The organism is Microbacterium sp. ANT_H45B, from assembly GCF_008369345.1.
Taxonomy (GTDB): Bacteria; Actinomycetota; Actinomycetes; order Actinomycetales; family Microbacteriaceae; genus Microbacterium.
The window spans coordinates 270,808-292,362 of record NZ_VOBK01000002.1 but is presented as its reverse complement, the minus strand read 5'-3'; the positions used below and the strand labels follow the sequence as shown (position 1 = coordinate 292,362).

The window sequence follows — 21,555 nt, the reverse complement described above, 5'->3', positions numbered from 1 at the left end:
CCCCGCAGGGTGATCCGCTGCGGGCCACCGGGTTCATACGCTCCTCGGACACCCATCCGAGGAGGACACCATGGCCATCGTCGACACACCGCGGGTCACCGCCGCGCCGTCTCGGCTCCCTGCGGGCCGGGACACCGGGATCGACCTGCTTCGGGCGGTCTGCGTGGTCGGGGTCGTGCTCCTGCACGCGATCATGGTCGGCGTCACGGTCGTCGACGGCGCCCCGGTCTTCGCCAACGCGAGCGAGGGCACCCGATGGATCGTCCCGGTGAGCTGGCTTCTGCAGGTCATGCCGCTGTTCTTCATCATCGGCGGATTCGCCGGTCTGCTCGCGTACCGCCGTCAGCGGGACCGCGGCGCGTCTGCATCCGCCTTCATCGCAGGCCGGGTGCACCGGCTGCTGCGTCCGGCCGTGGTGACGATCGGCGTCGTGGGGATCGCACTCGGCGTGCTGAGCGCGATCGGCGTGCCGGCGGAGTTGATCCTGATCGCGGGGTTCCGCTACAGCCAGCCGCTGTGGTTCCTCGCGGTCTTCCTGCTCTGCCAGGCCCTGCTCCCGGCTCTCGCGCGTGCCCACGAGTCGATGCCGAAGACGACGCTGGGCGCGCTCGCTCTGGCGGCGCTGGTCGTCGACGCCGTGCGCGCGCAGACGGGACTCGAGGGCGTGGGCTTCCTCAACCTCGCCTTCGTCTGGCTCGCCCTGCAGCAGATCGGCTTCTTCCTCGCAGACGGGACTCTCGACCGCCTGCGCGGACGCACGAGGGCCCTGGGCGGTGCGGCCGCTCTGATCGCGCTGGTCTGCTCGTTCGTCGGCGGCGTCCACTCCCCCGATCTGATCGCCAACATCAACCCGCCCACCACCGCCCTGCTGCTCGTCGGGCTCGTGCATCTGAGCGCCGTCTCCCTCCTCGGCGACCGAATCAGAACCCTCAGCCGGCGTCCGGCTGTTGCGGCCTTCTCCTCGTTCGTCAACCGCCGCACCATGACGATCTACCTGTGGCACATGCCCGTGCTGCTCGCCATGGCGGGCATGTCTGCCGTATGGGCAGCGACCTCGGGCATCGCACTCCCCGCGCCGAGCAGCACGCTGTGGTGGGCGAGCAGACCGCTGTGGCTCGCATCGGCGCTGGTCCTCACCGCTCTGATCGCCGTCGTCTTCACTCGAGTGGAGACGCGCCCCTCGCCGTCGCCCACGGAATCGCGCACGCGCGTCTGGGCGGCGACCGCTCTCGGACTCGGCGGCGTCCTGCTGCTGCTGGTGGCCGGCACCTCCGTGCTCACCGCGACGATCACGGTGGGAGCACTGCTGTTCGCCGGGCGCCTCGCCGGCAGCTCAGGTCAGTCCGCGCGCCGCGAGCGCGTCACCCACATCGTCGGCATGGCGTAGCGTGCGCACCAGCAGCGGCACCACCCCTCGTGCATCGATCCGGATCCCCCTGGCCCGGTGTGCGTCCCTGACGTCGGACGCGAACGAGGCGACCACGGGGATCATGGTGAGCGCGAGCGACATGGTCATCGCCACGGCATCGGGGTTCACGCCGTACCGCCGCAGGGGCACGAGGAGGCGGTGCAGAACAGCCACCAGCTGCTCCATGGGCGTCGTGATCGTCAGCAGCGACGCCGCCAGCAGGAGGGCGACGACTCTCCCCGTGTTGATCCACGCCGTCAGCGGGGACACGAAGATCCACAGCGCCGTGCCGAGCACCAGCACGAGCCACCGCAGACGCCAGATCTCCGTGCCGAGGATCCGTACCGGCAGTCGCGCCAGCAGATACAGAACACCGACCGCGAGCAGCGCGAGGGTGATGCTCATCACACCGCGCGGAACCGCCGACAGCGTCAGCGCGAGCGCGGCGAGCACAGTGAGCTTTGCGCCGGCCGGCATCCGGTGCACGACGCTCGTGCCATGGCGATACGTCTGGATCATGCGCACAGATCTCGGTACGCGGCGATCACCTCGGCCGGTGCACCGGAGGCGTGGATCGCGCCATGCTCGAAGAGCACGGCGTGGTCGCAGCGCGACGCCAGTTCCAGGTCGTGGGTCACGATGACCAGCTGCGCCGCGCACGCGAGCAGCAGGTCGCCCACTCTGCGGGCATTGCGCAGATCGAGGAGCGTCGTCGGCTCGTCGGCGATCACCAGTCTCGGCTGCGTGATGAGCACCGAGGCGAGTGCGAGCATCTGCTTCTGACCGCCGGAGAGGTCGGATGCCGCGACCTGCGCGTGGTCGGACAGACCGTGCTCGGCCAGGGCCGCCGACACCCGCGACGCCACCTCCGCGCGCGGCAGACCGCGCAGCGAGAGCGCCAGGTCCTCGGCCGGAGTCGGCATGAGGATCTGCGCCTGCGGATCCGTGAACACGAAGCCCACCCGGCGCCGCAGTGCGACGGTGTCGCGCCTGCTGTCCAGACCGTGCACCCGCACCGTTCCCGTCGAGGGGAGCACGAGTCCGTTGAGCAGTCGAGCGAACGTCGACTTGCCCGAACCGTTGGCGCCGATGATCGCCGTCGTCGCCGCGGTGAGTTCGACACTGACGTCGCGGAGGATGGCCCGCCCCTCGCGCTCGACGCTCACGTCGTCGAGCGCGATGGTGCCGACAGCCGTCTCAGGCCGCACGGACCGAGACCGACGCGCGCGGAACCCGCGCTCCGAAAGCGCGCGGATAGGCGCGGCGCAGGGCGACCGTGAGCACCGTCGCACAGGCCGCCTTGATCAGGTCGCCGGGAAGGAACACCAGGCTCGACAGTGCGGTCGGAACGAGATCGGTGCCGAGCACGAGTGCCTGCACGGGGATCCCGAATACGTAGACCGCCAGTATTCCCCCCAGCACCGCGCCCGACGCGACCCGCCACCAGGTGATGCGTCCGCCATGCACGAGCAGGCCGACGACGACCACCCCGACCACCCAGCCGAGGAGGTATCCCGCGGTGGGCCCGACGAAGACGCCGAGCCCCCCGCGTCCTCCGGCGAGGACCGGGAGTCCGACCGCTGCGAGGACGAGGACGAGCAGCACCGACAGCGGCGCGAGACGAGGACCCAGTACCGCCCCGGCGAGCATCACTCCCAGAGTCTGCGCGGTGATCGGCACGCCTCCGGGGACCGGCACCGTCACCGTGCCGAGCACGACGATCAGAGCCGCGAAGACGGCGATGCGAGCGAGATCCCGTCCGGCCTCACCATGGTGTCGAGTCATGCGTATGATCCTTCCTGAACACTGTTCACCTGAACGGTGTTCACTATAGTGAGGTCATGAGCCCCGAGCACAACTCGACGCGTCACGATCGCGCCGGCGTCGCACGCACCGCCCTCGCCCTCCTCGACGAGGTGGGGCTGGCCGATCTGTCGATGCGGCGCATCGCCGCGAAGCTCGAGGTGCAGCCGAGCGCTCTCTACTGGCATTTCTCCAACAAACAGGAGCTCCTCGCCGAGCTCGCCGATCGGATCACCGCGACCATTCCCCGCGACGACGCCGATGTGCTGACGACGGCGCGCAGCATTCGGGATGCACTGTTCCGTCACCGCGACGGGGCAGAGCTGGTGCTCAGCACCTATGCACTGCAACTCGGATCGTCATCCGCCCAGTCCGCGCTCGAGGCGTCATTGCAGCGCCGAGGCGCGACGCACGCCGAGGAGCGATCGGTCGCCCTGCTGCATTTCATCCTCGGTCACGCGACGCTCGTACAGCAGCGCATGCACGCGGACAGCCACGGTGCACTCCCCTCGGCAGAGACCGTCGACGTGACCGCCGGCCTCGACCGTGTCTTCGATCTCGGAGTGGCCGCGCTGAGCGGCGAGACGGCACCCGCCGGACTCAGCGCGTCGCGTCCTCCGCGGCGTGACCGAGCCTGAGCCCGGGAAGCGACGCCACGAGCACGAGCGCAAGACAGAACGCGAACACCACGGCGAACGCTGCGACCTGACCGCCGAGACTCGCGACGGCCAGACCGGCCAGAGCGATCACCACCGCAGCCCCCGTGGAGTCGGAGATCGACAGCGCCGACGAGTTGAAGCCCTGATCCCCCTCGACGGAATAGGCGATCATGAGCACCGTCAGCCGCGGGTACAGCAGCCCCATGCCGCCGCCCGCGAAGCCCCAACCCACCACGACCAGCAGCGCCGGGGCGGCTCCGAGTGCGGCGAGGAGCACGAACACCAGCGCCGTGAGCAGCAGCGAGAGGCTGATGAGCGTGATCCGGGTGTTGCCGAGACGCTCTCCGAAGCGGCCCTGCAGCTGCGACGCACCGGCCCAGGCGAGGGCCGCCAGCATCAGTGCGACGCCGGCCCATGTCGCGGAGAAGCCGAAGCGCTCCATCAGCAGGTAGGGGATGTACGCCTCCGCGGCGAAGAACGCCCCCGCCACGACACCGCGCATGAGCACGACGCTGGGCAGTCCTCGCCCGGCGCGCAGCGTTCCTCGTGGCAGCAGCGGGAGCAGCGCGACGGAGATGACCACGAGCGCGCCGATGGCCACCGGCCAGCCGACCCGCACGGCCATCTCTGCGCTGATGCCGATGAGGACCGCGCACACCGCCACGACGAACGCCAGTCCGAGGCGGATGATGAGGGAACGGGCATCCTGAGGCTCCCCGTGTCCGAGGTCGACGCCTCGCAACCGCGCCGCGATCGTCAGGAAGGCGACGGCCGTGAGCACGGCGACCCCGAGGAAGGCCCAGCGCCAGTCGAGGTACTCCGCGACGGCGCCCGCGAGGAACGGACCGATCATCGAGGGAACCACCCAGGCCGCGGCGAACGCCGCGAACACTCTGCCGTGCAGCTGCGGCGGGTAGAGCCGGGCCACGACGACGTAGAGCGCCACCGTCTGGCCGCCCGTCCCGAGCCCCTGCACGAGACGACCGATCAGGAACTGCTCCATCGAGCTCGCGAGACCCGACAGGATCAATCCGGCGATGAACAGCGTCACCGCGACGTACAGCGCGCCTCGCGGCCCGCGGGCATCCGACCACGCTCCGGCGGCGACCATTCCGATGACGCTGGTCGCCAGCGTCCCCGCGAAGGCGACCGCATACAGTGCACGACCGTCGAGGGCGTCGCTGACGATCGGCATGACCGTGGTCACCGCCAGCGCCTCGATCGCCGCGAAGAAGATCAGGGCGACCGCGCCGGCCGTGACCCAGCGGCGCTGACGATCCCAGATCGAGACGGTCGAGGTGACCGCGGTCATCGATCCACGAGCGTCGCGATGCGCTCGACGGCCTCGGTGAGGATCTCCGGGCTCGTGCCGAAGTTCAGCCGGACGTGACCACGACCCTCCTCGCCGAAGGCGGGACCGAAGTGCAGGGCGACCCTGGCCTCTTTGAGGATGCGCCGCGCGGGGTTGTCCCCCCAGCCGAGGGCGGTGAGATCGATCCAGGCCAGGTACCCGGCATCCGGGATCCGATAGCGCGCGGCGGGCAGACGCGTGGCGAGCAGGTCGTGGAGCAGCACCCGATTCGCGTCGAGCGTGCGCAGCAGCCCGTCGAGCCAGGGGTCGCTCTCCTCCGTGAAAGCCGCGACGGCGGCGAGCAGGCCGAACTGGCCCGTGCGCCACTCGACCTCGACCGGCAGACCGCGCACGACCGCAGTCGTGGCGTCCGATGCGGTCACCATGAGAGCACACTTGAGCCCCGCCAGGTTGAACGCCTTGCTCGCACTCACCACCGCGTAGCCGACGGCGGCGGCCGCGGCTCCGGTGTGCAGGAACGGCGTGAAGCCCGCACCGGGCTGGGCGAGCGGCGCGTGGATCTCATCCGAGATCACCGAGACGCCGAACTCCTCGGCCAGCTCCGCCAGCGCCGTGAGCGCGTCGCGGTCGTGCACGGTGCCGGTGGGGTTGTGCGGGTTGCAGAGGAGCATGGCGGTGGCACCGCTCTCGAAGGCCGCGCGGATGCCGTCGAGATCGAGCTCCCAAAACGAGCCGGTGTGGCGCAGCGGGACCCGCTCCACCTCGGCGCCGGCCTCGGACACGAGGTCGTAGAACGGCGGATAGACAGGGGGCGTGACGACGACGCGCTCGCCCGGTCGCGTCACACGCCGCAGGATCTCGACGATCCCCATGCTCACGTCAGCGGTGCTGCGCATTCGCGCGGGATCGGGCTGCCAGCCGAACCGCCGCAGCGCGAAGTCGCTGTACGTCGACGCGAGCGGGGTGCGTGAGGCGACGTACCCGGTGTCCCCTCTGTCGACCGCCCGGCGCAGAGCCGAGGAGATCGTCGGGGCGAGCGGGAAGTCCGTCTCTGCGACGAACAGCGGCAGCACGTCGGCGGGATACTCCCGCCACTTCTCGCTGGTGCGCGCGCGGAGCTCCGCCAAGGGCAGAGCCCTGACCTCGAGCATCCTCAGATCGCGAAGCCGAGTGCGCGCATCATGTCGCGGCCGTCGTCGCTGATCCGCTCGGGACCCCACGGCGGCATCCACACCCAGTTGATGCGGAAGCGATCCACCACGCTCTCCAGAGCCTGAGCAGTCTGATCCTCGAGCACGTCGGTGAGGGGGCAGCCGGCGCTGGTCAGCGTCATGTGGATGACGAGGGCGTCGTTCTCGTCGTCCCACGCGAGATCGTAGATGAGTCCGAGGTCGACGACGTTGATCCCGAGTTCGGGATCCATGACGTCCTTGAGAGCCTCGGTGACCTCGTCGTACTTCGCGTCGGTGAGCGTCGCTGTCATGCCGATCAGCCTACGCCTCGATGGGGGCGGCGGGGTCGAGGAAACGGTCGTATCCCTCGTCCTCGAGCCGGTCGGCAAGCTCGGGGCCACCCTCTTCGACGATCTTGCCGGCGACGACCACGTGCACGAAGTCGGGGCGGATGTAGCGGAGGATGCGCGTGTAGTGCGTGATCAGGAGCACGCCGAGACCGGTGGACTCCTTGGCGCGGTTGACCCCCTCGGAGACGATCTTCAGCGCGTCGACGTCGAGGCCGGAGTCGGTCTCGTCGAGGATCGCGAACTGCGGCTTGAGGACCTCGAGCTGCAGGATCTCGTGGCGCTTCTTCTCGCCGCCCGAGAAGCCCTCGTTGACATTGCGCTGAGCGAACTTCGGGTCCATGCGCAGGTTGGCCATGGCCGCCTTGACGTCCTTGGTCCAGCCGCGGATCGCGGGAGCCTCACCGTCGAGAGCCGTCTTGGCCGTGCGGAGGAAGTTCGTCACCGTCACGCCGGGGATCTCGACCGGGTACTGCATCGCGAGGAACAGTCCGGCACGGGCGCGCTCGTCGACGGACATCGCGAGGACGTCGTTGCCGTCGAACGTGATGGACCCCGACGTCACGGTGTACTTGGGGTGACCGGCGATCGTGTACGCGAGCGTCGACTTGCCGGAGCCGTTGGGCCCCATGATCGCGTGCGTCTCGCCGGTGTTCATGGTCAACGTGATTCCGTTGAGGATCGGGGTGGTCCCCGCATCGGTCTCGACCGTCACATGGAGGTCGCGGATTTCGAGAACAGACATCAGATTTCCTTCGTCACAGTCGGGTCGATGAGCACGTCGTCACCGTCGATCTCGACGATGTAGACGGGAACCGGCTCATAAGCGGGGAGGTTGCCGGGCTTGCCGGTGAGGAGCGAGAACGCCGAGCCGTGAGCCCAGCATTCCACCGTGTCACCCTCGACGAAGCCCTCGGACAGCGAGATCTCGCCGTGGGTGCAGGTGTCGCCGATGGCGTGGATCACGCCCTCCGCGTCCTTGATCACGGTGATCGGGACACCGCTCGGCTCGACACGGATCGGCATGTCCTGCTCGAGTTCCGAGACGCCGCACACGCGCTCCGCGCTCACGCGCTCACCTCGGAGAGTTCGGTCTCGATGGCGGCGAGCAGCTCGGATTCCAGCTCGGGGATGCCGAGGCGCTGCACGATGTCGGTGAGGAAGCCGAGCACCACGAGGCGGCGCGCTTCCTCCTCACTGATCCCCCGAGCCTGCAGGTAGAACAGCTGCTCGTCGTCGAAACGACCCGTCGCGCTGGCGTGACCTGCACCGAGGATGTCCCCGGTCTCGATCTCGAGGTTCGGGATCGAGTCGGCGCGAGCGCCTTCGGTGAGCACCAGGTTGCGGTTGGCCTCGTACGAGTCGGTGCCCGTCGCATCGGCGCCGATCAGCACGTCGCCGATCCAGACGCTGTGCGCGCTCTCACCCTGCAGAGCACCCTTGTAGAGGACATCGCCCTTCGTGTGCGGCCCCTTGTGGTGCAGGTAGACCTGGCTCTCGAGGTGCTGGCCGGCGTCGGCATAGGACAGACCGTAGAGGTACCCCTCGGAACCGGCTCCGGCGAGCTCCACGCTCGGGTTCACGCGCACGACGCCTCCGCCGAAGCTGATCACGAAGTGCTTGAGCGTGGCATCCGCGTCGACCCGTGCCTGATGCGCGGACGCATGCACGGCCTCGTCCTGCCACTGCTGCAGGCTGATGACGGTGAGCGTGGCGCCGTCGCGCACGATGATCTCGACGTTCTGCGAGTACTGGGCGGCACCCGTGTGCTGCAGCACGACCGTGGCGGAGCTGTGCTCGAGCGCCTCGATCACGATGTGGGCGTCGGCGCGCAGTTCGGCGCCGAGTCCCTCGACGGAGACGAGGATCGGCTCAGCGACCTCCTCCTCGCGAGGGATACGGATGTGCAACGCGTCGGTCGCCCCCTGCCACGCGACGGCGGCTGTGACATCCTCGGCGAGGAATACCTCGCCACGAGGGGCGGTGCCCGCGGTCAGGGGTGCCGAGACGTACTGCTCGCCGGAGCGGAACGAGTAGCCCACGCCCTCGGCCGTCGCCGCGACCGCGAACAGCGCGGAGAGCTTGGACACCGGAGTGTGCTTCCAGTTCACCTCACGGCCCGTGGGCGAACCGAAGTCCGCCGGGTCGAACGAGTGGGGGCGCTCCGAGCGGGTCTGCACGGGCACGAACCCGGCATCCGAGACCTGTGCTGCGGGGTCGATGTGCGCGTTCGTATGCTGCGCCTCGCTGGGCGCCGTCGTCGAGGCCGCCATTTAGCCGACCGATCCTTCCATGCCCATTTCGATGAGCTTGTTGAGTTCCATCGCGTACTCCATCGGCAGCTCACGCGCGATCGGCTCGATGAAACCGCGCACGATCATGGCCATGGCCTCGTCCTCGGGCATGCCGCGGGACTGCAAGTAGAAGAGCTGCTCCTCGCTGACCTTCGACACCGTGGCCTCGTGACCGAGCTGCACGTCGTCGACGCGGATGTCGATCGCCGGGTAGGTGTCGGAGCGCGACTTGGTGTCGACCAGCAGAGCGTCGCATCGCACGGTGTTGGCGGAGTGGTGCGCGTTCGCGTCCACCCGCACCTCACCGCGGTAACCGGCACGTCCACCGCCACGGGCGATCGACTTCGACACGATCGACGACTGCGTGTACGGCGCCATGTGGATCATCTTGGCGCCCGCATCCTGGTGCTGGCCGGGTCCGGCGAAGGCGACCGAGAGCGTCTCACCCTTGGCGTGCTCGCCCATCAGATAGATCGACGGGTACTTCATCGTCACCTTGGAGCCGATGTTGCCGTCGACCCACTCCATCGTCGCGCCCTCGTGCGCGACCGCACGCTTGGTGACGAGGTTGTAGACGTTGTTCGACCAGTTCTGGATCGTCGTGTACCGAACGCGGGCGTTCTTCTTCACGATGATCTCGACGACCGCCGAGTGCAGCGAGTCCGACTTGTAGATCGGCGCCGTGCAGCCCTCGATGTAGTGCACGTAGCTGTCTTCGTCGGCGATGATCAGGGTCCGCTCGAACTGGCCCATGTTCTCGGTGTTGATGCGGAAGTAGGCCTGCAATGGGATCTCGACGTGGACGCCCTTGGGGACGTAGACGAACGATCCTCCCGACCAGACGGCCGTGTTCAGCGCGGCGAACTTGTTGTCGCCGGCGGGGATCACCGATCCGAAGTACTCCTCGAAGAACTCGGGGTGCTCGCGCAGCGCGGTGTCGGTGTCCATGAAGATGACGCCCTGCTCCTCCAGGTCCTCGCGGATCTGGTGGTAGACGACCTCGGACTCGTACTGCGCCGCGACACCGGCGACCAGGCGCTGACGCTCGGCCTCGGGAATGCCGAGACGCTCGTAGGTCTCCCGGATCTCGGCAGGCAGGTCCTCCCAGGACTGCGCCTGCTTCTCCGTGGAGCGCACGAAGTACTTGATGTTGTCGAAGTCGATCTCACTGAGGTCGGCGCCCCAGGTGGGCATCGGCTTGCGTCCGAAGAGCTGGTACCCCTTGAGACGGGTGTTCAGCATCCATTCGGGTTCGTGCTTGAGCGCCGAGATCCCGCGGACCACCTCTTCCGAGATGCCTCGCTTGGCGATCGCTCCGGCGGCGTCCGCGTCGTGCCATCCGAATTCATACACCCCCAGGCCGTCAAGCTCCGGGCGGTCGATCAGCACATCCGACATCACACACTCTCCTCACAGGTCCCAAACGGTGTAATCCGCCCCGACACACCTGATCCCCGTCGAGTCTGCGGGAGCGGGTGCCGTTGGTGGGCCCTCATCACCGGCGCATCCATCGCGCCTAAACTGTTGACAATGCATCAGCGCGGTCAGCGCTCATCGCAACAATCCGATTCTACAGGTTCCGCCTGAAGACAGGGCCGCTCGCCGTGTCCGGCGCGGTTCGGAGAGACTTATGCCCCAGCCCACGATCGCCTCCTCCACGAACTCCCCCGGCGCGCCGTCAACGCACGCAGTCCTCTGGGGACGTGCGCTGCGGATCGTCGCCTGGTTGTCCTTCCTCGCGCAGACGATCATCATCGGCACCGGCGGCGCCGTGCGCCTCACGGGCTCGGGGCTCGGATGCTCGGAATGGCCGCTGTGCACGCCGGAGTCCCTCGTGCCGATCTATGCCGATCAGGGAATCCACGGCATCATCGAGTTCGGCAACCGCGTCATGACCGGAGTCGTCGGCGTCATCGCCCTCGCGGTGCTGCTGCTCGTGCTCGCGCGCGTCGGCGGTCGTCGCCTGGTCTTCTCGGCTCTGCTGTTCGCCGCCGCCGGTATCGTCGCGGCCGGAATCGTCTTCGGCGTCATGTGGTTCTTCTCGGTGCCTGCGACGCCGTTCGCCATGGCGGCGCTGCTGGCCATCGTGATCGCGGCGACTGTGAGATCGGTCAGGCTGACCACAGAGAGACGCGACCTCGTGATCCTCGCCTGGATCGTCCTGATCGGCGTCGTCGCGCAGGCACTGGTGGGCGGCATCACCGTGCTCACCGGCCTGAACCCCTTCATCGTCGGCTTCCACTACGTGTCGTCGCTGCTCCTGGTCTGCGTGACCGCAGCGTTCCTCGTGCGGCTGTACGCCGTGCCGGGACCCCGCGTGAGCGCTGTGCCGAAGTGGTTCACCATCCTGAGCCACGTCACAGGTCTCGCCCTCGCGGTCACCATCGTGTTCGGAGTGCTGACCACCGGCTCCGGCCCGCACTCGGGTGACGCCGACGTCTTCCGCCACGGCTTCGACGCGACCGTCCTCGCGCACGTGCACTCGTGGCCCGGGTACATCCTCGCCGCGCTCGTCGCCGCGCTGACGATCTCGGCCTGGGTGCTGCGTCTGGAGCCGCGTCGGTGGCTGCTCGTGCTGGTGGTCGCGATCCTCGTCCAGGTCGGCGTCGGCATCTGGCAGGCGCGCGAGGGGCTTCCGCCGCTGCTCGTCGGCATCCACATGGTCCTCGCCTCGCTGTCGGCCGCGGCCTACACGGTGGTCGTGCTGCACCTGAAGACGCCGGTCAGCACAAAGGACTGACGGGCGCGATCGGTCACGGCCCGCACAGTGGATGCATAGCTGCGGCATCGGCGGCTCATCAGTTCGTCGTGCAACGTGGCCCGCATGAACAAGTCACTGACACGCAGCATCGGCTTCTGGCTCCTCCTCGTGCTCTCGCTCGCGTCTGCGGCCGTCGGCGGGTGGATCATCGCCGGGCAGCTCGGCACGATGACCAGCACCCTGCTCGACGGCACCGCGACGGGCATCGAGGTCTACGTCGGACAGTCGCTCGTCGTGGTCGGCGCCGCGCTCCTCGGCGCGGGCGTCATCGGCCTTCTGATCGCCGTCGCTCTCGTCGCGGTGCAGGCTCTGCTCCCGACGCCGGCACCGGTGGTCGTCGAGCCGATCGACTGGACCGCGGAGGCGGATGACGAGACGGAGCCGGAGCCGACCGAGCGGACGGATCTCCCCTCAGCCGACACCACCGAGACGGAGTCGGAAGGCGACGAAGGTCAGAACGGAAGCAGCGGGTCGACCGCCACGGCCACGAAGATCAGCGTCAAGTAGGTGATCGAGGCGTGGAAGACCCGCATCGGCCGCGCCTCGTTCCCCCGCACCGCCTGGTTGTACAGACGGTGCGATTCGTAGATGAACCAGCCGCCGAAGACCGCGGCGGACACACCGTAGACGAGGCCCATGCCGGCGATCGGGATCAGCAGCAGCGAGCAGGCGACGGTCGCCCACGCGTAGAGGATGACCTGGAGTCCGACCTGCGAGGCGTTGCGCGTGACGCCGAGCATGGGCACGTCGACGTCTTCGTAGTCGTCCTTGTACTTCATCGAGAGGGGCCAGTAGTGCGGCGGCGTCCAGAGGAAGATGAGGAGGAAGAGGATGAACGCGGGCCAGTCGAGCGACTCGGTGACCGCGGCCCAGCCGATGAGCACGGGGAAGCATCCGGCGATACCGCCCCAGATGATGTTCTGCTCCGTGCGGCGCTTGAGGATCATCGTGTAGATCACGACGTAGAAGAAGATGGCGGATGCCGACAGCGTGGCCGCGAGCCAGTTGGTCGTGAACCACAGCCATACGGTCGAGAGCACGGCGAGTGTCCAGGAGAAGATCAGCGCTCCGCGCGGAGTGATCTCTCCCGTCACGAGCGGACGGTTCTCGGTGCGGTGCATGTGCGCGTCGATGTCGCGATCGAGGTACATGTTGAACGCCGCGGCGGATCCGGCGCTCAGGGAGCCGCCGATCACCGTGGCGATCACGAGCCACATGTCGGGGAGCCCGCCCTGGGCGAGGAACATCACCGGAACGGTGGACACCAGCAGCAGTTCGAGGACGCGCGGTTTGGTGAGGGCGACGTAGGCCTTCACGGTACGACCGATGGACTTCTTCACAACGGTCTGATCAGACATCGTCGAGATCTCGATCCCCTCCTCCACACGCGTCACGACAGCTTTACCAGTCTAGGGCACGTGAGAGGGCAGGCCCGCCCTGCTGCGGGGACTCTCCCGATCCTCGCGAGACCGCATCCCGCTCACGTCGACCCCCGGTCTCAAGAGGGTGCGACACGCCCCTCCCGCCATGGAATTCCTGAGCCGGCGACGCGTTGTAAGAAGGGGTAACGGGTCACACCACGGCGCTATGCTGAAATGACTCGCGCGACCGGCGCACATCACACACCCCTCATCAGAGTTGCGGTCTGCGATAGTGCTCTCCGGTCGCTCTCGAACAGGTGCAGAAGGGCTTCACAGTGTCGGAATTGCAGTGGGATGAGATCGACCGGCGCGCGGTGGACACCGCGCGCGTGCTGGCAGCGGATGCCGTGGAGAAGGTCGGGAACGGCCACCCCGGTACCGCGATGAGCCTGGCTCCGGCCGCGTATCTCCTCTACCAGCGTGTGCTGCGCCACGATCCGACCGACACCGACTGGCTCGGCCGTGACCGCTTCATCCTCTCGGTCGGACACTCGTCGCTCACCCAGTACGTGCAGCTCTACCTCGGCGGCTTCGGTCTCGAGCTCGACGACCTCAAGGCGCTGCGCACCTGGGGCTCGCTGACCCCCGGACACCCCGAGTACGGACACACCAAGGGCGTCGAGATCACGACCGGTCCGCTCGGCCAGGGTCTCGCCTCCGCCGTCGGCTTCGCCTACGCCGCCCGCTACGAGCGCGGTCTGTTCGACCCCGAGGCGCAGCCGGGCACGAGCCCGTTCGACCACTTCGTCTACGTCATCGCGGGTGACGGCGACCTCCAGGAGGGCGTGACGAGCGAGGCCTCCTCCCTCGCGGGCCACCAGGAGCTCGGCAACCTCATCGCGATCTACGACTCCAACCAGATCTCGATCGAGGACGACACCAACGTCGCCTTCACCGAAGACGTGGCCAAGCGCTACGAGGCGTACGGCTGGCAGGTGCAGATCGTCGACTGGAAGAAGACCGGCGAATACGTCGAGGACGTCGCGGAGCTCAACGCAGCGATCGAGACCGCCAAGGGCGAGACCTCGAAGCCGTCCCTCATCATCCTCCGCACGATCATCGGATGGCCGTCGCCCGGAAAGCAGAACTCCGGCAAGATCCATGGCTCCGCCCTCGGTGGCGACGAGCTGGCCGCGACGAAGAAGGTTCTCGGGTTCGACCCTGAGGAGCACTTCGTCGTCGCCGACGACGTTCTCGCACGCACCCGCGGACTGGCGGACCGCGCCGCCGAGGCACGCGCCGCCTGGCAGACCTCGTTCGACGCATGGGCCGCCGCGAACCCCGAGCGCAAGGCGCTCCTCGACCGCCTCGAGGCGAAGGAGCTCCCCGCGGACATCGCCTCGGCGCTCCCGGTGTTCGAGAGCGGCAAGGACGTGTCGACGCGAGCGGCGTCGGGCCAGGTCATCAACGCACTCGCCGCCGAGCTCCCCGAGCTCTGGGGCGGTTCGGCCGATCTCGCCGAGTCCAACCTCACGACGATCAAGGATGCGAAGTCCTTCATCCCGGCCGAGTGGTCGACCCATGAATGGTCGGGCGACCCCTACGGCCGCGTGCTGCACTTCGGCATTCGCGAGCACGCCATGGGCGCGATCGTGAACGGCATCGTGCTGCACGGTCCGACACGGGCCTTCGGCGGCACCTTCCTCATCTTCAGCGACTACATGCGCCCGCCGGTGCGTCTCGCCGCCCTGATGAACGTCCCGAGCATCTTCGTCTGGACGCACGACTCCGTCGCCCTGGGCGAGGACGGCCCGACCCACCAGCCGGTCGAGCAGATCGCGACGCTCCGCGCCATCCCGAACTTCACCCTGGTGCGCCCCGCCGACGCCAACGAGACCTCGGCCGCCTGGCTCGAGATCCTGCGCCGCCACGAGGGCCCGGCAGGCATCGCCCTGACCCGTCAGAACATCCCGGTGTTCGAGCGCGGCCAGAGCGACGCATCCGGTGACGTGTTCGCGTCCACCGACGGTGTCGCCAAGGGCGCGTACGTGCTCGCCGAGGCTCCGAACGGCACGCCCGACGTGATCATCATCGCGACCGGCTCCGAGGTGCAGCTCGCCGTCGACGCCCGCGCGGCCCTGGCGGACGAGGGCATCAACGTGCGCGTCGTCTCCGCTCCCTCGCTGGAGTGGTTCGACGAGCAGGACGAGGCGTACCGCGAGTCGGTCCTGCCGAAGGCCGTCACCGCCCGCGTCTCGGTCGAGGCGGGTTCCGTCCTCAGCTGGCGCGGCATCGTGGGCGACCGCGGCCGCTCGGTCGGCATCGACCACTTCGGCGCCTCCGCCGACTACAAGACCCTGTTCGAGAAGTTCGGCATCACCACCGAGGCCGTCATCGCGGCCGCACGCGAGACCATCAAGGAGAACGCATGAGCACCCCCACCGCAGACCTCGCCGCAGCCGGTGTCAGCATCTGGCTCGACGACCTGTCCCGCACCCGCATCTCCTCCGGCAACCTCGCCGAGCTGATCGAGACCCGCAACGTCGTCGGCGTCACCACAAACCCGACGATCTTCGCGAACGCGATCACCGACAAGAACAACACGTCGTACGACGCGCAGGTCGCCGAGCTCGCCGCCTCCGGCGCGACCGCCGAAGAGGCCGTCTTCGCCGCGACCACGCAGGACGTCGCGGCAGCGCTCGACGTCTTCCGCCCCGTGTGGGAGAAGTCCGGTCACGTCGACGGCCGCGTGTCCATCGAGGTCTCCCCCGACCTCGCACACGACACCGAGGGCACCGTGGCTTCCGCCAAGGAGCTGTGGGCCAAGGTCGACCGCCCGAACCTGCTCGTCAAGATCCCCGCGACGAAGGCCGGCCTCCCGGCCATCACCGAAGCCATCGCGTCCGGCATCAGCGTCAACGTCACGCTGATCTTCAGCCTGGAGCGCTACGCCGAGGTCATCGATGCGTACCTCACCGGTCTCGAGCGGGCGCACAGCGCCGACTTCGACCTGTCTAGCATCCACTCGGTCGCGTCGTTCTTCGTGTCGCGTGTCGACACCGAGACCGACAAGCGTCTGTCCGCGATCGGCACCGACGAGGCCGAGGCTCTGAAGAGCAAGGCCGGGCTCGCGAACGCCCGTCTCGCCTACGAGCTCTTCGAGCAGAAGTTCGCGGAGAAGCGCGCTCAGGACCTCGTCAAGCTCGGCGCCAACGCGCAGCGTCCGCTCTGGGCATCGACCGGCGTCAAGGACCCGGCTCTGCCCGACACCCTCTACGTCACCGAGCTCGTCGCGAAGGACGTCGTCAACACGATGCCCGAGAAGACGCTCGAGGCGACCTTCGACCACGGTGTCGTCACGGGCGACACCATCACGGGTGGCTACGAGGAGGCTCGCGAGGTCTTCGCCGGCCTGGCCGCGCTCGGAATCGACTTCACCGATGTCACCCAGGTCCTGGAGGACGAAGGCGTCGCGAAGTTCATCGACTCGTGGCACGATCTGCTGACGCAGGTGGCCGAGGGCCTCGAGGCCCAGCGATGACTTTCGCGATCCACGCCTCCGGGGCGGCTCGGGTCGCGATCGATGACACGGTGCCCGCACTGGTCCACGACCTGATCGCGTCGCGCGTCACCGGCGCGGACTCCGCCCTCTGGGGTCCCGCCGCAGAGTCCGAGGCATCGATCCGGCTCGGCTGGGTCGAGGCTGTGTCGGTGTCTCGCCCCCTCGTCGCCGAGATCGAGGCGCTGCGCGCCGATCTGCGCGCGAAGGGTGTGACGCGGGTCGTGCTCGCCGGGATGGGCGGATCCTCGCTCGCCCCCGAAGTGATCGCCCAGACCGCCGGTGTACCGCTGACGATCCTCGATTCGACCGCTCCCGGCCAGGTGCTGGCGGCGCTCGACGAGGGTCTGGAGTCGACCGTCCTCGTCGTCTCCTCGAAGTCCGGCTCCACCGTCGAGACGGATTCGCAGCGCCGCACCTTCGAAGCGGCCTTCCGCGACGTCGGCATCGACCCCGTCGATCGGATCGTCGTGGTCACCGACCCCGGCTCCCCGCTCGACGGCTCTGCCAGGGATGCGGGATACCGCGTCTTCACCGCCGACCCGAACGTCGGAGGGCGCTACTCTGCCCTCACCGCGTTCGGACTGGTGCCGGCGGGTCTCGCCGGTGCTGACGTCGACGAGCTGCTTAACGAGGCCGAGGCCTCGCTGCTCGAGGTCGCGGTCGATTCGGCCGACAACCCCGCTCTCCGTCTCGCGGCGGCCATCGCCGCGACGACTCCCCGACGCGACAAGCTCGGCCTGATCACCGACGGCACGCACATCAAGGGGCTGCCGGACTGGATCGAACAGCTGATCGCCGAATCCACCGGCAAGGACGGCACCGGCATCCTGCCCGTGGTGCTGCTTCCCGTGTCACCCGAGCTGGATGCGAAGCCTGCCGACCTGCAGGTCGTCCGTCTGGTCGATGACGCGAACGAGTTCCACCTCCGCGAGCGGCACGAGGGAGAGATCCTCGTCAGCGGCTCGCTCGGTGCTCAGATCATCGTGTGGGAGTACGCCACCGCGATCGCCGGCTATCTGCTCGGCATCAATCCGTTCGACCAGCCCGACGTCGAGTCGGCCAAGGTCGCCGCTCGCGGACTGCTCGACGCGCGCCCCGCGCCGACCGAGCCCTCGTTCGTCGAGAACGGCGTCGAGGTCCGCGTCTCCGACCCCGCACTCGCGGTCTCCGGAACCGTCGAGGGTGTGCTCGACGCACTCTGGGCACGGCTCGCCGACGACGGATACGTCTCCATCCAGGCCTACGTCAACCGACTCGACGTGCCGCAGCTGCAGGGGCTCCGCGAACTCGTCGTCGCCGACTCCGGTCGACCGACGACGTTCGGCTGGGGTCCGCGCTTCCTGCACTCCACCGGTCAGTACCACAAGGGCGGTCCCGCACAGGGCGTGTACGTCCAGATCCTGGAGCGCACGGATGTCGATCTCGAGATCCCGGAGCGCCCGTACACGTTCGGTCAGCTCCTCGAGGCTCAGGCCGCCGGCGATGCCGGTGTCCTCGCCGAGCACGGCCGTCCGGTCGTCTCCCTGACGATCACCGATACCTCGGCCGACGTCCTCACCCTCTTCGAAGCAGCTCAGAAGTAACAGCCAGGAGAACCTCCCACCGATGTCTGTTCCCATCTCGCGCGGGCACAACCCGCTGCGTGACCCCGATGATCGCCGCCTCAACCGGATCGCGGGGCCCAGCGCCCTCGTGATCTTCGGCGTCACCGGAGACCTGTCACGCAAGAAGCTCATGCCCGCGGTCTACGACCTCGCCAACCGCGGACTCCTGCCGCCCGGATTCGCCCTCGTCGGTTTCGCCCGCCGCGATTGGGAGGACCAGGACTTCGCGCAGGTCGTCTACGACGCCGTCAAGGAGCATGCGCGCACGCCGTTCCGTGAGGAGACGTGGGCTCAGCTGCTGCAGGGCATCCGGTTCGTGTCCGGCGAGTTCGACAACCCCGATTCGTTCCGCAAGCTCCGCGAGACGGTCGATCAGCTCGATGTCGAACGCGGCACGATGGGCAACCACGCGTTCTACCTGTCGATCCCGCCGAAGTCGTTCGCCGTCGTCGCGCAGCAGCTCAAGGACTCGGGTCTCGTCGGTGCGAACGACGATGACGACGAGCGCTGGCGTCGTGTCGTCATCGAGAAGCCGTTCGGGCATGATCTCGAATCCGCGCGCGAGCTGAACGCCGCCCTCGAGGTCGCGTTCTCCCCGGATTCGATCTTCCGCATCGACCACTACCTCGGCAAGGAGACCGTCCAGAACATCCTGGCTCTCCGCTTCGCCAATGAGCTCTACGAGCCGATCTGGAACCGCAACTACGTCGACCACGTGCAGATCACGATGGCCGAGGACATCGGCGTCGGCGGACGCGCGGGGTATTACGACGGAGTCGGAGCCGCGCGCGACGTCATCCAGAACCACCTTCTGCAGCTTCTCGCGCTCACCGCGATGGAAGAGCCGATCAGCCTCTCCGCGGAGCACCTTCGCGCCGAGAAGGAGAAGGTGCTCGCCGCGGTGCATGTGCCGGACGACCTCTCGCTCTCGACCGCTCGCGGGCAGTACGCCGGCGGATGGCAGGGCGGCGAGCAGGTCACCGGCTTCCTCGACGAAGACGGCATGAACCCCGAGTCGGCCACCGAGACCTACGCGGCCATCAAGCTCGAGATCGACACCCGGCGCTGGTCGGGCGTCCCGTTCTACCTGCGCACGGGCAAGCGTCTCGGCCGCCGTGTGACCGAGGTCGCCGTGGTGTTCAAGAAGGCGCCCGAGCACCTCTTCGGACGCTCGAACACAGCGGAGCTGGGGCAGAACGCCCTTGTCATCCGCGTACAGCCCGACGAGGGCGTCACGATCCGTTTCGGCTCCAAGGTCCCTGGCAACGGCACCAATGTGCGCGACGTCACGATGGACTTCGGATACGGGCACGCCTTCACCGAGGCGAGCCCCGAGGCGTATGAGCGTCTGATCCTCGACGTCCTTCTGGGCGATCCGCCCCTGTTCCCGCGACACGAGGAGGTCGAGCTCTCCTGGAAGATCCTCGACCCCGTGGAGGAGTTCTGGGCCGCCGAGGGCGGTCCGGTCGACCAGTACGCCCCCGGCTCCTGGGGTCCGGCATCCGCCGATGACCTTCTGGCCCGCGACGGACGAGTGTGGAGACGCCCATGATCATCGATCTTCCCGACACGACCGTGAGCCAGGTCGCCAAGCAGCTCGTCAAGGTGCGCGAAGACGGCGGCGCGGTCGCTCTCGGCCGCGTGCTCACGCTCATCATCTCGGCCCGCAACGGCGTGGCCGAGGCGGCCATCGACGCGGCGAACGATGCGTCGCGCGAGCACCCCATGCGCGTGATCGTCGTCACCACCGGTGACGGCGACGCACACCTCGACGCGCAGATCCGCGTCGGCGGCGACGCCGGCGCCAGCGAGGTCGTGGTGCTCCATGCCTACGGTGACGCGGCGAGCAACGAGGAGAGCCTGGTCACCGGGCTGCTGCTGCCCGACGCTCCCGTCGTCGCCTGGTGGCCGGAGGAAGCACCGGCGGCTCCCTCGGAGTCCCCGCTGGGCAGGATCGCACAGCGACGCATCACGGATGCCGCGACCGCCCCCGACGTCCGCGATCGGCTCGCGCTCCTCGGGGAGACGCACGCCCCCGGTGACACCGACCTCGCCTGGACGCGTCTGACGTACTGGCGCGAGCAGCTGGCCGCCGTGCTCGACCAGCCCCCGTACGAAGAGGTCACGGCTGTCGAGGTCCGAGGCGGTTCCGCCTCTCCGTCGACGGCTCTGCTCGCGGCGTGGCTGCAGATGGCGCTCGACGTCCCGGTCACCTGGTCGTACGAGGATCCGGAGCACTGGCAGGAGGGCATCAAGGGTGTGCGTCTGCACCGCGAGTCGGGCGACATCCTGCTCGAGCGCCCGACGCCGGGTGCTGCCGTCCTCACCCAGCCGGATCAGCCGGACCACGACCTGCATCTCCCCCGACGCACCCTCCGCGAGTGTCTCGCCGAGGAGCTGCGCAGGCTCGACCCCGACGTCCTGTACGGTCGAGTGATCACCGAGGGCTGGGAGAAGCTGGGCCCGCCCAAGACAGGAGAATGATGTCGACGCAGACAACGTCCGCGGAGAAGCGCGTCGTGGTCGAGGCCACCCCTGAGGCTCTCGCCACGAGCGTGGCCGACAGATTCCTCACCCGCCTGCGCGCCCGAACGCGAAACGGGCGGATCGCCCATGTCGCCCTCACCGGCGGATCGATGGGCGGGGCCGTGCTGCGAGCGACCCTCCGCAACCCGAGGTCTGCACAGATCGACTGGTCTCTCGTGCACTTCTGGTGGGGAGACGAGCGCTTCGTCGCGCGCGACGACGCCGATCGCAACGCCCTCCAGTCCCGGGAGGCGCTGCTGGATCACATCGCCGTTCCCGAGGAGAACGTGCACGAGGTGGCGGCTTCCGGAGAAGGCCTGACCCTCGACGAGGCGGCTGCAGCCTACGCCGCCGAGCTCGCGAGGTTCGGTACCTCCGAGCACCCCTGGCCGTCGTTCGCGGTCTGCTTCCTCGGCGTCGGTCCTGATGGTCACATCGCTTCGCTCTTCCCCGACCGTACCGAGGTCACGGTGACGGATGCGGCCGCACTCCCCGTTCGCGACTCGCCCAAGCCGCCACCCGAGCGCGTGACGCTGACCCGCCCTGTGCTCAATGCGTCGAAGCGGGTATGGCTGGTGCTCACGGGGACCGACAAGGCGTCGGCACTGGGCCTCGCGCTCGCAGGGGCCAGCTACACGAACGTGCCCGCAGCGGGCGCGAAAGGACGCAAGCGCACGGTGTTCTTCGTCGACGAGGCCGCGGCCTCGGAGGTGTCGCCGGACCTCATCGATCCGGCGTATTGACGC

21 protein-coding genes are annotated in these 21,555 nt (G+C 68.4%); 10 read left to right on the top strand and 11 right to left on the bottom strand.

Annotated elements, in window-relative coordinates:
• The first annotated feature begins 70 nt into the window (after positions 1-70).
• Positions 71-1,387, top strand: a complete 1,317-nt coding sequence (locus tag FQ142_RS07760; RefSeq protein ID WP_149422874.1) for an acyltransferase family protein — start codon at positions 71-73, stop codon at positions 1,385-1,387.
• Here the strand turns inward: FQ142_RS07760 and FQ142_RS07755 are convergent.
• Genes FQ142_RS07755 through FQ142_RS07745 form a run of 3 tightly spaced genes read right to left on the bottom strand, consistent with a single transcriptional unit; the run spans position 1,334 to position 3,193 of the window.
• Complete coding sequence (locus tag FQ142_RS07755; protein WP_149422873.1) at positions 1,334-1,927, bottom strand: energy-coupling factor transporter transmembrane component T family protein; 594 nt, start codon at positions 1,925-1,927, stop codon at positions 1,334-1,336. The genes FQ142_RS07760 and FQ142_RS07755 overlap by 54 nt on opposite strands.
• Positions 1,924-2,616, bottom strand: a complete 693-nt coding sequence (locus tag FQ142_RS07750) for an energy-coupling factor ABC transporter ATP-binding protein (protein ID WP_149422872.1) — start codon at positions 2,614-2,616, stop codon at positions 1,924-1,926. The genes FQ142_RS07755 and FQ142_RS07750 overlap by 4 nt, the downstream gene beginning before the upstream one ends.
• Entirely contained in the window at positions 2,606-3,193 is a 588-nt protein-coding gene (locus FQ142_RS07745; protein ID WP_149422871.1) for a biotin transporter BioY, read from the bottom strand. Before FQ142_RS07745 ends, FQ142_RS07750 begins: the two co-directional genes overlap by 11 nt.
• 56 nt (positions 3,194-3,249) lie before the next feature.
• On the opposite strand from FQ142_RS07745, the gene FQ142_RS07740 reads away from it, so the two are divergent.
• Positions 3,250-3,849 carry a TetR family transcriptional regulator gene (locus FQ142_RS07740; RefSeq protein ID WP_149422870.1) on the top strand — a complete coding sequence of 200 codons (600 nt, stop codon included), beginning with the start codon at positions 3,250-3,252 and terminating at the stop codon, positions 3,847-3,849.
• Here the strand turns inward: FQ142_RS07740 and FQ142_RS07735 are convergent.
• The 7 genes from FQ142_RS07735 to sufB are packed head-to-tail and all read right to left on the bottom strand — an operon-like array spanning position 3,812 to position 10,393.
• A complete protein-coding gene (locus FQ142_RS07735; protein WP_149422869.1) occupies positions 3,812-5,182 on the bottom strand; it encodes an MFS transporter in 1,371 nt (456 codons plus the stop codon). The two genes, FQ142_RS07740 and FQ142_RS07735, sit on opposite strands and share 38 nt — an antisense overlap.
• On the bottom strand, positions 5,179-6,333 hold the full coding sequence (locus FQ142_RS07730) for a MalY/PatB family protein (protein ID WP_149422868.1): 1,155 nt from the start codon (positions 6,331-6,333) through the stop codon (positions 5,179-5,181). The genes FQ142_RS07735 and FQ142_RS07730 overlap by 4 nt, the downstream gene beginning before the upstream one ends.
• Before the next feature lie 2 nt (positions 6,334-6,335).
• Positions 6,336-6,665 carry a metal-sulfur cluster assembly factor gene (locus tag FQ142_RS07725; RefSeq protein WP_045254566.1) on the bottom strand — a complete coding sequence of 110 codons (330 nt, stop codon included), beginning with the start codon at positions 6,663-6,665 and terminating at the stop codon, positions 6,336-6,338.
• Positions 6,666-6,675: 10 nt separating this feature from the next.
• On the bottom strand, positions 6,676-7,446 hold the full coding sequence (gene sufC, locus FQ142_RS07720) for a Fe-S cluster assembly ATPase SufC (protein ID WP_056418129.1): 771 nt from the start codon (positions 7,444-7,446) through the stop codon (positions 6,676-6,678).
• Complete coding sequence (locus FQ142_RS07715; RefSeq protein ID WP_045254568.1) at positions 7,446-7,772, bottom strand: non-heme iron oxygenase ferredoxin subunit; 327 nt, start codon at positions 7,770-7,772, stop codon at positions 7,446-7,448. The genes sufC and FQ142_RS07715 overlap by 1 nt, the downstream gene beginning before the upstream one ends.
• Positions 7,769-8,974 carry a Fe-S cluster assembly protein SufD gene (gene sufD / locus FQ142_RS07710; RefSeq protein ID WP_056418135.1) on the bottom strand — a complete coding sequence of 402 codons (1,206 nt, stop codon included), beginning with the start codon at positions 8,972-8,974 and terminating at the stop codon, positions 7,769-7,771. Before sufD ends, FQ142_RS07715 begins: the two co-directional genes overlap by 4 nt.
• A complete protein-coding gene (sufB, locus tag FQ142_RS07705) occupies positions 8,975-10,393 on the bottom strand; it encodes a Fe-S cluster assembly protein SufB (protein WP_045254570.1) in 1,419 nt (472 codons plus the stop codon).
• 232 nt (positions 10,394-10,625) lie between these two features.
• Here sufB and FQ142_RS07700 point away from each other — a divergent pair, with 232 nt between their 5' ends.
• Both FQ142_RS07700 and FQ142_RS07695 read left to right on the top strand, forming a co-directional pair.
• Positions 10,626-11,735 (top strand): COX15/CtaA family protein, encoded by a 1,110-nt coding sequence (locus FQ142_RS07700; protein WP_149422867.1) that lies wholly within the window; start codon positions 10,626-10,628, stop codon positions 11,733-11,735.
• An 84-nt stretch (positions 11,736-11,819) separates the two neighbouring features.
• Complete coding sequence (locus FQ142_RS07695; RefSeq protein ID WP_262492095.1) at positions 11,820-12,263, top strand: hypothetical protein; 444 nt, start codon at positions 11,820-11,822, stop codon at positions 12,261-12,263.
• On the opposite strand, the gene FQ142_RS07690 is transcribed toward FQ142_RS07695, so the two are convergent.
• The gene (locus FQ142_RS07690; protein WP_056419632.1) at positions 12,209-13,114 is read right to left on the bottom strand and encodes a heme o synthase; all 906 of its coding nucleotides are present in this window, start codon (positions 13,112-13,114) and stop codon (positions 12,209-12,211) included. The two genes, FQ142_RS07695 and FQ142_RS07690, sit on opposite strands and share 55 nt — an antisense overlap.
• Before the next feature lie 338 nt (positions 13,115-13,452).
• On the opposite strand from FQ142_RS07690, the gene tkt reads away from it, so the two are divergent.
• The 6 genes from tkt to pgl are packed head-to-tail and all read left to right on the top strand — an operon-like array spanning position 13,453 to position 21,552.
• Entirely contained in the window at positions 13,453-15,549 is a 2,097-nt protein-coding gene (gene tkt / locus FQ142_RS07685; protein ID WP_149422866.1) for a transketolase, read from the top strand.
• Positions 15,546-16,658 (top strand): transaldolase, encoded by a 1,113-nt coding sequence (tal, locus tag FQ142_RS07680; RefSeq protein WP_056418143.1) that lies wholly within the window; start codon positions 15,546-15,548, stop codon positions 16,656-16,658. The genes tkt and tal overlap by 4 nt, the downstream gene beginning before the upstream one ends.
• Complete coding sequence (locus tag FQ142_RS07675; protein ID WP_149422865.1) at positions 16,655-18,262, top strand: glucose-6-phosphate isomerase; 1,608 nt, start codon at positions 16,655-16,657, stop codon at positions 18,260-18,262. Before tal ends, FQ142_RS07675 begins: the two co-directional genes overlap by 4 nt.
• A gap of 22 nt (positions 18,263-18,284) precedes the next feature.
• Complete coding sequence (gene zwf / locus FQ142_RS07670) at positions 18,285-19,835, top strand: glucose-6-phosphate dehydrogenase (RefSeq protein ID WP_056418150.1); 1,551 nt, start codon at positions 18,285-18,287, stop codon at positions 19,833-19,835.
• Positions 19,832-20,767, top strand: coding sequence for a glucose-6-phosphate dehydrogenase assembly protein OpcA (locus tag FQ142_RS07665; RefSeq protein ID WP_149422864.1), 936 nt, complete (start codon positions 19,832-19,834; stop codon positions 20,765-20,767). Before zwf ends, FQ142_RS07665 begins: the two co-directional genes overlap by 4 nt.
• Positions 20,767-21,552, top strand: a complete 786-nt coding sequence (pgl, locus tag FQ142_RS07660; RefSeq protein ID WP_149422863.1) for a 6-phosphogluconolactonase — start codon at positions 20,767-20,769, stop codon at positions 21,550-21,552. Before FQ142_RS07665 ends, pgl begins: the two co-directional genes overlap by 1 nt.
• Positions 21,553-21,555: the final 3 nt, after the last annotated feature.

What these genes read in the sequence shown, in the direction of transcription:
- FQ142_RS07725 (WP_045254566.1), bottom strand. Translation starts at nt 6,665, where the DNA reads ATGACAGCGACGCTCACCGACGCGAAGTACGACGAGGTCACCGAGGCT.
- sufD (WP_056418135.1), bottom strand. Translation starts at nt 8,974, where the DNA reads ATGGCGGCCTCGACGACGGCGCCCAGCGAGGCGCAGCATACGAACGCG.
- sufB (WP_045254570.1), bottom strand. Translation starts at nt 10,393, where the DNA reads ATGTCGGATGTGCTGATCGACCGCCCGGAGCTTGACGGCCTGGGGGTG.
- FQ142_RS07675 (WP_149422865.1), top strand. Translation starts at nt 16,655, where the DNA reads ATGACTTTCGCGATCCACGCCTCCGGGGCGGCTCGGGTCGCGATCGAT.
- FQ142_RS07665 (WP_149422864.1), top strand. Translation starts at nt 19,832, where the DNA reads ATGATCATCGATCTTCCCGACACGACCGTGAGCCAGGTCGCCAAGCAG.
- FQ142_RS07760 (WP_149422874.1), top strand. Translation starts at nt 71, where the DNA reads ATGGCCATCGTCGACACACCGCGGGTCACCGCCGCGCCGTCTCGGCTC.
- FQ142_RS07755 (WP_149422873.1), bottom strand. Translation starts at nt 1,927, where the DNA reads ATGATCCAGACGTATCGCCATGGCACGAGCGTCGTGCACCGGATGCCG.
- FQ142_RS07690 (WP_056419632.1), bottom strand. Translation starts at nt 13,114, where the DNA reads ATGTCTGATCAGACCGTTGTGAAGAAGTCCATCGGTCGTACCGTGAAG.
- pgl (WP_149422863.1), top strand. Translation starts at nt 20,767, where the DNA reads ATGTCGACGCAGACAACGTCCGCGGAGAAGCGCGTCGTGGTCGAGGCC.
- tal (WP_056418143.1), top strand. Translation starts at nt 15,546, where the DNA reads ATGAGCACCCCCACCGCAGACCTCGCCGCAGCCGGTGTCAGCATCTGG.
- FQ142_RS07735 (WP_149422869.1), bottom strand. Translation starts at nt 5,182, where the DNA reads ATGACCGCGGTCACCTCGACCGTCTCGATCTGGGATCGTCAGCGCCGC.
- sufC (WP_056418129.1), bottom strand. Translation starts at nt 7,446, where the DNA reads ATGTCTGTTCTCGAAATCCGCGACCTCCATGTGACGGTCGAGACCGAT.
- FQ142_RS07695 (WP_262492095.1), top strand. Translation starts at nt 11,820, where the DNA reads ATGAACAAGTCACTGACACGCAGCATCGGCTTCTGGCTCCTCCTCGTG.
- zwf (WP_056418150.1), top strand. Translation starts at nt 18,285, where the DNA reads ATGTCTGTTCCCATCTCGCGCGGGCACAACCCGCTGCGTGACCCCGAT.
- FQ142_RS07740 (WP_149422870.1), top strand. Translation starts at nt 3,250, where the DNA reads ATGAGCCCCGAGCACAACTCGACGCGTCACGATCGCGCCGGCGTCGCA.
- FQ142_RS07730 (WP_149422868.1), bottom strand. Translation starts at nt 6,333, where the DNA reads ATGCTCGAGGTCAGGGCTCTGCCCTTGGCGGAGCTCCGCGCGCGCACC.
- FQ142_RS07745 (WP_149422871.1), bottom strand. Translation starts at nt 3,193, where the DNA reads ATGACTCGACACCATGGTGAGGCCGGACGGGATCTCGCTCGCATCGCC.
- FQ142_RS07700 (WP_149422867.1), top strand. Translation starts at nt 10,626, where the DNA reads ATGCCCCAGCCCACGATCGCCTCCTCCACGAACTCCCCCGGCGCGCCG.